The 11,914-nt window shown below is 65.4% G+C and carries 12 protein-coding genes; 9 read left to right on the plus strand and 3 right to left on the minus strand.

Features of this window, described 5'->3' with window-relative positions; translation table 11 throughout:
- The first annotated feature begins 28 nt into the window (after window positions 1–28).
- From BM052_RS09045 to BM052_RS09080, 8 genes are all read left to right on the plus strand, one after another.
- Window positions 29–316 (plus strand): hypothetical protein, encoded by a 288-nt coding sequence (locus BM052_RS09045; RefSeq protein WP_091145765.1) that lies wholly within the window; start codon window positions 29–31, stop codon window positions 314–316.
- On the plus strand, window positions 313–531 hold the full coding sequence (locus tag BM052_RS09050; protein WP_091145767.1) for a hypothetical protein: 219 nt from the start codon (window positions 313–315) through the stop codon (window positions 529–531). Before BM052_RS09045 ends, BM052_RS09050 begins: the two co-directional genes overlap by 4 nt.
- Before the next feature lie 9 nt (window positions 532–540).
- Window positions 541–1,722 (plus strand): beta-ketothiolase BktB, encoded by a 1,182-nt coding sequence (gene bktB, locus BM052_RS09055; protein WP_091145770.1) that lies wholly within the window; start codon window positions 541–543, stop codon window positions 1,720–1,722.
- Between the two features lie 171 nt (window positions 1,723–1,893).
- Window positions 1,894–2,331 carry a methylmalonyl-CoA epimerase gene (gene mce / locus BM052_RS09060; RefSeq protein ID WP_091145773.1) on the plus strand — a complete coding sequence of 146 codons (438 nt, stop codon included), beginning with the start codon at window positions 1,894–1,896 and terminating at the stop codon, window positions 2,329–2,331.
- A gap of 91 nt (window positions 2,332–2,422) precedes the next feature.
- Window positions 2,423–4,570, plus strand: coding sequence for a methylmalonyl-CoA mutase (gene scpA / locus BM052_RS09065; protein WP_091145775.1), 2,148 nt, complete (start codon window positions 2,423–2,425; stop codon window positions 4,568–4,570).
- A complete protein-coding gene (bioB, locus tag BM052_RS09070; protein ID WP_091145778.1) occupies window positions 4,570–5,637 on the plus strand; it encodes a biotin synthase BioB in 1,068 nt (355 codons plus the stop codon). Before scpA ends, bioB begins: the two co-directional genes overlap by 1 nt.
- Window positions 5,634–6,110 (plus strand): DUF6998 domain-containing protein, encoded by a 477-nt coding sequence (locus BM052_RS09075; protein WP_091145781.1) that lies wholly within the window; start codon window positions 5,634–5,636, stop codon window positions 6,108–6,110. Before bioB ends, BM052_RS09075 begins: the two co-directional genes overlap by 4 nt.
- A gap of 1 nt (window position 6,111) precedes the next feature.
- A complete protein-coding gene (locus BM052_RS09080) occupies window positions 6,112–8,133 on the plus strand; it encodes an acetyl-CoA carboxylase biotin carboxylase subunit (RefSeq protein ID WP_091145784.1) in 2,022 nt (673 codons plus the stop codon).
- Window positions 8,134–8,292: 159 nt separating this feature from the next.
- Here BM052_RS09080 and BM052_RS09085 read toward each other — a convergent pair whose 3' ends face one another.
- From BM052_RS09085 to BM052_RS09095, 3 genes are all read right to left on the minus strand, one after another.
- The gene (locus BM052_RS09085) at window positions 8,293–8,898 is read right to left on the minus strand and encodes a 50S ribosomal protein L25/general stress protein Ctc (protein WP_091145787.1); all 606 of its coding nucleotides are present in this window, start codon (window positions 8,896–8,898) and stop codon (window positions 8,293–8,295) included.
- A gap of 144 nt (window positions 8,899–9,042) precedes the next feature.
- Window positions 9,043–9,894: a TraB/GumN family protein gene (locus tag BM052_RS09090; protein ID WP_091145790.1), complete on the minus strand. Its 852-nt coding sequence runs from the start codon at window positions 9,892–9,894 to the stop codon at window positions 9,043–9,045.
- Between the two features lie 7 nt (window positions 9,895–9,901).
- Window positions 9,902–10,816 (minus strand): TraB/GumN family protein, encoded by a 915-nt coding sequence (locus BM052_RS09095; protein ID WP_091145792.1) that lies wholly within the window; start codon window positions 10,814–10,816, stop codon window positions 9,902–9,904.
- 153 nt (window positions 10,817–10,969) lie between these two features.
- Between BM052_RS09095 and BM052_RS09100 the strand changes: the two genes are divergently transcribed.
- Window positions 10,970–11,887, plus strand: a complete 918-nt coding sequence (locus tag BM052_RS09100; protein WP_091145795.1) for a glycine--tRNA ligase subunit alpha — start codon at window positions 10,970–10,972, stop codon at window positions 11,885–11,887.
- The last annotated feature ends 27 nt before the right edge of the window (window positions 11,888–11,914 follow it).

Raw genomic sequence — 11,914 nt, forward strand, 5'->3', positions numbered from 1 at the left:
GACCTTATAATGTTAAGGAGCCTTCGGCATGCAGACTGAACGCGTAACCTTCCTCACCACGCCTGCCCAGAAGGCTGCGCTCGATGCCTATGCCGCCGGCAGCGGCAAGTCGGTCGGCCATGTTCTGCGCGAAGCCTCGATGCGATATCTGGCCGAAGGCGACGTGGCTGAGGAAGAGCAGCTCGCGCTGCTGGTCCAGGAACTCGGCGAAGCACTGCCCAAGATACACGACTGCCTCGATCGTACCATTCGCAAGCTGGACGAAACGCACCGTGAACTGGAACGGATGCGGCGCGAAGCGGGGTTTCCGAAGTGAGTGCGCTTGGCGACGCGATCAAGACGATCCAGGGCGTCGTGCAGTTGCAGTTTCGGGCCGAGCGGCTCGAAAGCAGCGCCGACAGGATCGCCGGGGACGTAAAGGCACTGGCAAGCGATCTTTACTCCGTCGACAAGCGCGTGGTGCGCATCGAGACGATGATTGAGATGACTACCGGCCGGGGTTCACAGCCGCCTCGGCTAGAGGAAAACTGAAGGATGGCCATGGAAGATATCTACATCGTCAGCGGCGTTCGCACCGCCATCGGGGATTTCGGCGGCTCGCTGAAGTCCTTCATGCCCGCCGAGCTGGGCGGCATGGTCGCCTCCGAGGCGCTCAAGCGGGCCGGGATCGAAGCCGAGGCGGTCGACCATGTCGTTATCGGCCAGGTCATGCCCACCAGCGCACGTGACGAGATGCTTTCGCGCGTCGTCAGCATCAACGCCGGCATTCCGCTGGCCACCCCGGCGCTGACGCTGAACCGCCTGTGCGGCTCTGGCGTGCAGGCGATCATCTCTTCGGCGCAGATGATGAAGCTGGGCGAAGCCGCGATCTGTGTCGCGGGCGGCACCGAATCGATGTCCAACGTCCCCTATCACGATCACGGCGTGCGCTGGGGCCGCAAGATGGGCGCGAATACCCAGGAAGACGCGCTCACCCTGGGTTTGACCGATGCCATCGGCAATTATCACATGGGCATTACCGCCGAGAACGTGGCCGAGCGCCATCAGGTCACGCGCCAGGACATGGACGCGCTTTCGGCCACCAGCCACCAGCGCGCCAGTCGCGCCATCGCGGAAGGCCGGTTCAAGGAGCAGATCCTTCCGATCGAGATCAAGACCCGCAAGGGCGTGACCGTCTTCGATACCGACGAGCATCCGCGCGCGGAAACGACGCTGGAAGTCCTCGCGGCGATGCGCCCCGCCTTCAAGAAGGACGGCACCGTCACCGCCGGCAATGCCAGCGGCATCAACGACGGTGCCGGCGCGGTGGTGCTGGCGACCGGCAGCGAGGTGGAGAAGCGCGGTCTCAAGCCGATGGCCCGCGTGGTCGCCTGGGGGCATGCCGGGGTCGAGCCGGAATACATGGGCGAGGGGCCGATCAAGGCGGTGCCGATCGCGCTCGCGCGCGCCGGCCTCTCGCTCGATCAGATCGACGTGATCGAAAGCAACGAAGCCTTCGCCGCGCAGGCCGCCGCCGTCGCCAAAGTGCTGGGCTTCGATCCGGACAAGGTGAACCCCAACGGCTCGGGCGTTTCGCTCGGCCACCCGGTGGGCGCCACGGGCTGCATACTCACGGTCAAATGCATGTATGAACTGAAGCGGACCGGCGGCAAGTACGGCCTCATCACCATGTGCATCGGCGGCGGGCAGGGCATCGCCATGGTCATCGAGAACTGCGCGTGAATGGAACGGCCCTTCCGATCCTCCCCGCCCTTCGACAGGCTCAGGGGGGAGGGGGACCGCCGACGCAGTCGGTGGTGGAGGGGTCGAGAATTGTCGATTGCAGGCCGGACCGGTGTGGAGGGGCTTCTACCCCTCCGTCAGTCCTGCGCCGGAAGAGTGATGGAGAGTGACATGAAACTCGGCCGTTTGAACCACATCGGCGTCGCCACGCCGGATCTCGATGCCTCGATCGCGTTTTACCGCGACGTCATGGGAGCAGCCGACATCACCGAGCCGTTCGTGCTGGAAAGCCAGCAGGTGCGCGTGTGCTTCGTCAACACGCCGGGTGAGGGCGGTACGGCCGGGACGCAAGTGGAGCTGCTCCAACCGACTTCGCCGGATTCGGCGGTCGGCAAGTGGCTGGAGAAGAACCCGCTCGGGGGCCAGCATCATATCTGCTACGAAGTGCCGGATATTCACGCCGCCAAGGCCTGGTTCGAAAGCCTCGGCAAGCGGGTGCTCGGCGAACCGCGTATCGGCGCGCACGGCACGCCTATCATTTTCGTCCATCCCAAGGATATGGGCGGACAGCTGACCGAGATTATGGAGACGCCCAAGGCGGCGCATTGATTCGCGCGCCGTTCGTGTCGAGCGAAGTCGAGACACGTCCGGCCCCCACGCAACGTCTCTCGACTTCGCTCGAGACGAACGGAGATGGCAAGTGACTGACAAACCGACGATCGAAGACTGGCAGGCGGCGGCAAGCAAGGAGGTCAAGGGCAAGGACCTGACCTGGAACACGCCTGAAGGCATCGCGGTGAAACCGCTCTACACTGCCGAGGACGTGACCGTCGATCCGGGCCTGCCGGGCTTCGCGCCCTATACGCGCGGCGTGAAGGCCTCCATGTACGCCGGCCGGCCGTGGACCATTCGCCAGTACGCGGGCTTTTCCACCGCCGAGGAATCCAACGCCTTCTATCGCCGCAACCTGGCGGCCGGGCAGAAGGGCCTTTCGGTCGCCTTCGACCTCGCCACCCATCGCGGTTACGATTCCGACCACCCGCGCGTGGTGGGCGATGTCGGCAAGGCCGGCGTCGCCATCGATTCGGTGGAGGACATGAAGATCCTGTTCGACGGCATCCCGCTCGACCAGATGTCGGTTTCGATGACCATGAACGGCGCGGTGATCCCGATCCTGGCCTTCTTCATCGTCGCGGGCCAGGAGCAGGGCGTCCCTACCGAGCAGCTGGACGGGACCATCCAGAACGACATCCTCAAGGAGTTCATGGTCCGCAACACCTACATCTACCCGCCCGAGCCGAGCATGCGGATCATTTCCGACATCTTCGGATATACCTCGGCCAACATGCCGAAATTCAACAGCATTTCGATCTCCGGCTACCACATGCAGGAAGCCGGGGCGACGCAGGTGCAGGAACTGGCCTTCACCATCGCCGATGGCATGGAATACGTGAAGTACGGCGTCGCCAGCGGCCTCGATATCGACAAGTTCGCCGGCCGCCTTTCGTTCTTCTTCGCGATCGGCATGAACTTCTTCATGGAAGTCGCCAAGCTGCGCGCCGCGCGGGTGCTGTGGCACCGGGTGATGACCAAGCTGGGCGCCAAGTCCGAACGCAGCAAGATGCTGCGCACCCACTGCCAGACCTCGGGCGTTTCGCTGCAGGAGCAGGACCCCTACAACAACGTCATCCGCACCACGATCGAGGCGATGGCGGCGATGCTGGGCGGCACCCAGTCGCTGCACACCAACGCGCTCGACGAAGCGATCGCGCTGCCGACCGACTTTTCGGCCCGCATCGCGCGCAACACCCAGATCGTCATCCAGGAAGAGACCGGCATGTGCAATGTCGTCGATCCGCTGGGCGGCTCCTACTACATCGAAGCGCTCACCCAGGAACTGGTCGACAAGGCCTGGGAGATCATCGAGCGGGTCGAGGCCGATGGCGGTATGGCCAAGGCGGTCGCCGCCGGTTGGCCCAAGGCGATGATCGAGGAAGCCGCGGCCGGGCGCCAGGCCCGCGTCGACAAGGGTGACGACGTGATCGTCGGCGTCAACAAGTACCGCCTTGCCAACGAAGACCAGATCGAGACGCTCGAAGTCGATAACCACGCCGTGCGCGATGCGCAGATCGCGCGCATCAACGCGGTGCGCGCCGGGCGCGACGAGGCCAGGTGCCGCGCCGCGCTGGCCGCGCTGACCGAAGGCGCGAAGGGCCAGGGCAACCTGCTCGAACTCGCGGTCGAAGCCGCCCGGCACCGCGCCACCCTGGGCGAGATCTCGGACGCGATGGAAGCCGTGTTTGGCCGCCACGGCACCTTCCCAACCCCGGTCAAGGGCATCTACGGTTCCGCCTATGCCGGCGATTCGCGCTACCAGCAGGTGCTGGACGGCGTCGAGGCGGTGACCCGCCGCCTGGGCCGCGCGCCGAAGATGTTCGTCGCCAAGATGGGCCAGGACGGCCACGATCGCGGCGCCAACGTGATCGCCTCGGCCTTTACCGACATGGGCTTCGATGTCGTGTCCGGCCCCTTGTTCCAGACCCCGGAAGAGGCCTGCAAGATGGCCTTGGACAACAATGTCGATTCGATCGGTGCCTCCTCGCTCGCGGCCGGCCACAAGACGCTGATCCCCGAACTGATCGGCCATTTGCGCACCGCCGGCCGTTCGGACATCAAGGTCGTCGCCGGCGGCGTGATCCCGCCGCAGGACTATGACTTCCTCAAGAAAGCCGGCGTCCAGGGCATCTACGGCCCGGGGTCCAACGTGGTCGAATGCGCCGCCGACATGCTGCGCCTCCTGGGCCACAACATGCCGCCGCTGGGCAGCGAGCTGGAAGCGGCCGAGTGATGACGCAGCCCCGCACCGACCAGCCTCTTAGTGATTGGGCCCGCAATGATTGGACGCGGGAGGAAATCGCCGCGCTGTTCGACCTGCCGTTCACCGAGCTGGTCTTCCGCGCGGCCGAGGTCCATCGCGCCAACCATCCGGCGAACGAAGTGCAGCTTTCCACCCTGCTTTCGATCAAGACCGGCGGGTGCCAGGAGGATTGCGGCTATTGCGCGCAGTCGGTCAAGGCGGACAGCGGCATCAAGGCGACCAAGCTGCTTGCAGTGCAGGAAGTGCTGCAACGCGCCGCGCAGGCGCGCGACAACGGCTCCACCCGCTTCTGCATGGGCGCCGCCTGGCGCAATCCCAAGGACCGCGACATGCCCGCCATCATCGAGATGGTGAAGGGCGTGCGGGCGATGGGCATGGAAACCTGCATGACGCTGGGCATGCTCACGCCCGAGCAGGCGGGGATGTTGTCCGCGGCGGGGCTCGATTACTACAACCACAATATCGATACTTCGCCCGAACGTTACGACCAGGTCATCACCACCCGCACGATGGAAGACCGGCTCGATACGCTGTCCAACGTGCGCATGGCCGGGATCAACGTCTGCTCGGGCGGGATCGTCGGCATGGGCGAGACGCGCGCCGACCGCGTCGGCTTCATCCATACGCTGGCGACCCTGCCGAGCCATCCGCAGTCGGTGCCGGTCAATGCGCTGGTGCCGGTCAAGGGCACGGTGCTGGGCGACATGCTGGCCGACACCCCGCTCGCCAGGATCGACGACGTGGAGTTCGTGCGCACGGTGGCGGCGGCGCGGATCACCATGCCCGGCGCGATGGTGCGTCTCTCCGCCGGGCGCGAGTCGATGTCGGAGATGACGCAGGCGATGTGCTTCCTGGCCGGCGCCAACTCGATCTTCACCGGCGACAAGCTGCTCACCGCGCCCAATGCGGGCGATGACAACGATGCGGCGATGTTCGCCCGGCTTGGGTTGAAGGCGATGGCAGTGCAGCAGACCGAGGCTGAAGTTGCGGCGGAGCGGATGCCGAAGGGCTGCGCGAAGCTGGAGGCGTTTGGGTGACAACCTTCAAGTTGCCCCCTTCTATCTCGAAGCTCGTTAGCGCGCGCAACGAGTTGAAGGACCATTACAAGGATATCGACCTCCGGTTTACCTTTGATGGTAATCTGGTTGGCGATTTAGGCGAGGCCGTAGCAGCGGACCTGTTTGGCATAATGCTAACTGGCCGAAGCAATGAGGGTATCGACGGCTACGCGCCAGACGGTCGTTCTGTGCAAGTCAAAGCCAGCGGCACAAAAAGGGGGGCACCCTTTAGGCTTGTCGAGACATCCGCAGACCATCTCCTCTTTTTTCATTTCGACTATGACCAGTGCATTGGCGAAGTGGTTTACAATGGCCCAGAAGAACCGGTCAGGCACGTATTGCCGGCCAGTTGGGATGGGCAACGTAGTGTCAGCGCGGCTGCGTTTCGGCGTTTGAATAAGCTCGTTAGTGATGGTGATCGCTTGCGCATGCTAACGGAAGACAGGGACTAAAATGTTCAAAAAAATCCTCATCGCAAACCGGGGCGAGATCGCCTGCCGCGTCATCAAGACCGCGCGCCGCATGGGTATCCAGACGGTGGCCGTCTATTCGGACGCCGACGCGCGCGCGCCGTTCGTGAAGATGGCGGATGAGGCGGTGCATATCGGGCCGGCGCCGGCCGCGCAGTCCTATCTGATCGCGGATAAGATCATCGCCGCCTGCAAGCAGACCGGCGCCGAGGCGGTTCATCCGGGCTATGGCTTCCTGTCCGAGCGCACCAGTTTCGCGGAAGCGCTGGCGGCGGAAGGGATCGAGTTCATCGGCCCGCCCGTCGGCGCCATCGCGGCGATGGGGGACAAAATCGAATCCAAGAAGCTTGCCAAGGCTGCCGGCGTCAACGTCGTGCCCGGCTTCGTCGGTGAGATCGAGGATACCGAGCATGCCGTGCGCATCGCCAACGAGATCGGCTATCCGGTGATGATGAAGGCCTCGGCCGGCGGCGGCGGCAAGGGCATGCGCCTTGCCTACGACGAGAAGGACGTGCGCGAGGGTTTCGAGGCGACCAAGCGAGAGGGTCTCAACTCCTTCGGCGATGATCGTGTTTTCATTGAGAAATTCATCCTCAACCCGCGCCATATCGAGATCCAGATCCTGGGCGACAAGCACGGCAACATCCTTTACCTGAACGAGCGCGAATGCTCGATCCAGCGCCGCCACCAGAAGGTGGTGGAGGAAGCGCCATCGCCCTTCGTCACGCCCAAAATGCGCAAGGCGATGGGCGAGCAGTGCGTCGCCCTGTCGCGCGCGGTGGGGTACTATTCGGCCGGCACGGTGGAATTGATCGTCTCAGGCGCGGACCCGACGGGCGAGAGCTTCTACTTCCTGGAGATGAATACCCGCCTGCAAGTGGAGCACCCGGTCACCGAGTGCATCACCGGCGTCGACCTTGTCGAGCAGATGATCCGCGTCGCCGCCGGCGAGAAGCTGGACATGACGCAGGACGATGTCAGGATCGACGGCTGGGCGATCGAGAACCGCGTCTATGCGGAGGATCCCTATCGCGGCTTCCTGCCTTCGACCGGGCGTCTCGTGCGCTATCAGCCGCCGGTGGAAGGCTGGACCGACGACGCGGCCGAGAACGGACGGCGCGGCATCGACGGCGTGCGCGTCGATGACGGCGTCTACGAAGGCGGCGAAGTCTCGATGTTCTACGATCCGATGATCGCCAAGCTGATTACCTGGGGCGAAACGCGCGACGAGGCGGCGGACAAGCAGATCGCCGCGCTCGATGCCTTCGAGATCGAGGGGCTGGGCCATAACATCGATTTCGTCTCGGCCATCATGCAGCATCCGCGCTTCCGATCGGGCGAGCTGACCACCGGCTTCATCGCCGAGGAATATCCGGAAGGCTTCCACGGCGCGCCCGCCTCGGACCAGCTCAAGGTCAAGCTCGCCGCCGTCGCCGCTTTCGTCGCCACCGCCCGCGCCGACCGCGCGCGCCGCGTCGACGGGCAACTGGCGAGCCCGCTCGATCCGCCCTCGGACTGGACGGTGACGATCGAGAAGACCCCCTACGAAGTGGTGATCGACGAGGACCTCGTGACGGTGGACGGCGCCGAAGTCGAACTGGCGCTGGAATATACGCCGGGCGACCACTTCATAGCCGCCGAAGTCGACGATGAGGATATCGGCATCAAGCTTGAAGTCACCCGCACCGGCTTCCGGATGACGACGCGCGGCGCGATCCACAAGATCGACTGCCTGCCCACGCGCATCGCTTCGCTGGCCGGGCACATGATCGAGAAGATCCCGCCGGATCTTTCGAAGTTCCTGATCTGCCCGATGCCCGGCCTGCTGGTCGCGCTCCATGTCGGAGAAGGCGACAAGGTGGAAGCCGGTCAGCCGCTGGCGGTGGTGGAAGCGATGAAGATGGAGAACATCCTGCGCGCCGAGAAGGCGGGCGTGGTCAAATCGGTCAACGCCGCGGCGGGCGAAAGCCTGGCGGTGGATGCCGTGATCCTCGAAATGGAATGATCCGGCCCGGGATCCCGGCTTTCGCCGGGATCCCCGGAGGCTTGGCGAGAGGCCGGGTGGTCCCGCCGGTGCGGGCATCGGATCATGAGGGATATCCCACGATCCGGTGCCCTCATGGCCAAGCCGCTCCCCCGGGAGAGGGAGCGGTACTGGAGCCGATTACTCGGCCTTGGTCGTATCGCCTTCTTCGCTCTTGAGCGCCGACGGGGCAACGATCGTCGCGATGGTGAAATCGCGGTCGGTGATGGCGCTGGCCGAACCGGCCGGAAGCTTCACGTGGCTGATGTGGATCGATTCGCCCAGGTCGAAGCCCGTGACGTCGATGGCGATCTCCTCGGGGATCTTGTCGGCGGCGCAGACCAGTTCCAGCTCGTGACGCACGACGTTGAGCACGCCGCCGCGCTTGAGGCCGGGCGACAGCTCTTCGTTGGCGAAAATCACCGGCACGTTGACATGCACGGTCGCGTCCTTGGCGAGGCGCAGGAAATCGGCGTGGAGCGGCCGGTCGGTGACGGGATGGAAGGCGACGTCCTTGGGCAGCGTCCGCAGCTTCTTGCCGTCGACTTCGACCTCGACGATCGAGTTGAAGAAGTGACCGGTCATGAGCTGACGGGTCAGCTCCTTTTCCTCGACATGGATGGCGAGGGGTTCTTCGTTGCCACCATAGACAACGGCGGGGACGCGGCCATCGCGACGCAGAGCACGGGAGGCTCCCTTGCCAGCCCGTTCGCGCGTCTCGGCCGGCAGGTTAAGCGTATCGCTCATGGGACTTGCCTTTCGAAAACTGGATTGAAGTCGGCAATGGACCGCTTGTCGGCCCATGCCGCCCGCCACGCCTCCAGGGATGACCATGACGGGAAGGGCGCGCGCATACGCGCAACGCCCGGGAAAAGCAAGCATCGGCGCACGCTATTCGATGCGGGTCACTTTGAAGCCCTGCCGCGCGAGCATCGCCGGAAGCCCGTCGGGCCCGGCCATATGCGCGGCGCCGACCGCCACGAAAGGCTTGCGTCCGGCCCGCACCGCCTGGGCGATCCGGGCGGCCCAGTCGCGGTTGCGTCCGGTGAACAGGACTTCGCGCAGTTCGGGGTCTGCCAGCAGCCCGGCGCGGGTCTCCTTTTCCAGCGCGGCCATGTCTCCGGCGCGCCAGCTGGAGGACAAGTCATGGTCCGGCTCCGCCGCCTCGCGGGCCACCGCGCCCAGCAGGTCGCGCTGCTCGCGTTCCGGCAGGGAGTCGAACAGGCCGAGCTGGCGCGCGGCGCCCTCCAGCTCGACCACCGGCCGGCCATTCGCCAGGGCGACGACGGCCCGGTCGACACCGTTGCGCGCATCATCTTCGTCCGTCCCGGCGCGCGCCAGCGTCAAGGCCGCCGCCCAGGTATCCGTCGCCGCGAAGTCGCCGTCGCGATAGCCGGCCTGTTTGAGCAGCGCGGCGAGGGCAGGGCGGTCCCGCGCCGCGACGCGCTGCGAGAGGGGCGGCTGCCCGGCGCTTTTCGCCAGCCGCGCGAAAGTGGCGGCCACAACCGCCTCGTCCGCGAGATTGCCGACTTCGACCATGACGGCGCCGCAGCGCCCCAGGGCATCGCGCACCGCCGGCGTCCGCCAGTCGAGCGGGCGGGGAGCGCTGTGGATCGTGCCGAAGAGCCAGCCTGTCGTCCCTTGCGGCCCCTCGACACGCCAGAGCGCCGGATCGGCCTGCTGCGGTTTGGGGGAACAGGCGACCAGCGCGAGAACCGCGAACAGGGCAGCCCGGCGGCGCATCGCCCGGTTACTGGACCCGGACCGACTTGATGCCGCGGCGCGCCAGCTGGTCCTGCACGCTGCCCTTGCCGGCAAGATGGCCGGCACCCACCGCGACGAAGACGATGCCGGGCTTGTCCAGACGGGCCTTGAGCCATTTCGCCCAGATCCTGTTGCGATCAGTGAGCAGCACCTTGCGCAGTTTCGGATCGTCCTCTTCCTCGTTCAGCAGGTGGGCCAGATCGTCCGCCTTGCCGGCCTTCCACGCCGCGACCATGGCGTCGATATCCGACTTCACCGTCGGCAGCGCCTCGACCACCTGGTCGAGGTAGCGGCGCTGGGTCTGCTCCGGCAGGGTGTCGAACAGCGAGATCTGGTATTCCGCGCTTTCCAGCGCCGCGTTTTCCATGCGGCGGGCGCGGGCCCTGCCGCCCACTTGCGTATCGATACCGCTTTCCAGGTTGTAGCCGGCGACCTTGAGCGGGATCAGCGTGAGCATCAGCGCCGCGAACCAGGCATCGTTCCTGTCGAACGCCGGTGGCGGCAGCCCGATCGAGGCCATGCCGGCGTCGTAGGCGGCGCGCTCCTTCTCCGACAGGGTATCGCGCAGCGCCTTGCCATCCTGGCGCAGGCTTTTCTGGAGGAACACGGCCTGGGAATCCTGCGCCCGGTCGATCGGAATTTCGGTGACGAGTTCGCTCGAGGCATCGAAGGCGGCGGCGATCGGCCCGGCATACCAGTCGACATTCCCGGGCAGGATATGGATCGTGCCGAAGAGCCAGATCGTGGTGTCCTCGTCCGCGATCTTCCACAGCGCCGGACGGGCGGGCTCAGGCGCGGCGGCGGCGGAAACCGGGGCGGTGTCCTGGGCGGGCGCGGGAACGGCGGGGAGAACGGCCAGCGCGCAGGTCGCGGCGCGAAGCCAGGTTTTGAACTTGGTCATGGGGGTCCTTTGGGGCAGAAATGGGAAACGCGCAATTAACGCCTGTGGAGCGACCTGCCGCCTGTCCAACCGCTCTGCGCGGGTTGATTTGACCCGCCCGATCCGCCAAAGGCCGCCAGTCACGACCGACGTCAAGAACCCGACGGAAAATCCATGCCCACCGCCGCCGCCAAGGCTGATAGCCAGCCGCTCAGTTTCCAGGACATGATCCTGACGCTCCACGATTTCTGGAGCGCGCAAGGGTGCCTGATCCTCCAGCCTTACGACATGCGCATGGGGGCGGGCACGTTCAACCCGGCGACCACGCTGCGCGCGCTGGGGCCGGAGCCGTGGAAGGCGGCCTATGTGCAACCCTCGCGCCGGCCGACCGATGGGCGCTATGGCGAGAACCCCAACCGGCTCCAGCATTATTACCAGTACCAGGTGATCCTGAAGCCGAACCCGGAGAACCTGCAGGAACTCTACCTCGCCAGCCTGGCGAAGATCGGCGTCGATCCGCTGGCGCATGACATTCGCTTCGTGGAGGACGATTGGGAAAGCCCGACGCTGGGCGCCTGGGGCCTGGGCTGGGAAGTCTGGTGCGATGGCATGGAGGTGACGCAGTTCACGTATTTCCAGCAGATCGGCGGGTTCGATTGCAAGCCGGTGGCGGGCGAACTGACCTATGGCCTGGAACGCCTGGCCATGTACATCCAGGGCGTCGACTGGGTCTATGACCTCAGGTTCAACAACGAAGGCGTGACTTATGGCGACGTCTTCCTCGCCAACGAGCAGCAGCAGTCGAAGTACAACTTCGAAATCGCCGACACGGATTCGCTGTTCGCCGGGTTCCGGGCGGCCGAGGCGGAGTGCATGCGCTGCATCGATGCCGCCATACCGCTGGCCGCCTATGACCAGGCGATCGAGGCCAGCCACGTGTTCAACCTGCTCCAGGCGCGCGGCGTGATCTCGGTCCAGGAACGCGCCAGCTATATCGGCCGCGTGCGCGACCTTGCCAAGGGATCGTGCCAGGCCTGGATCGACAAGAACAGGGATGGGTGGGAAGCCAGGTTCCCCGGGTGGACGGCATGATGCTCTGCATCGGGGGGCTTCGACACG

It is taken from the genome of Novosphingobium sp. CF614 (assembly GCF_900113255.1).
Lineage (GTDB): Bacteria > Pseudomonadota > Alphaproteobacteria > Sphingomonadales > Sphingomonadaceae > Novosphingobium.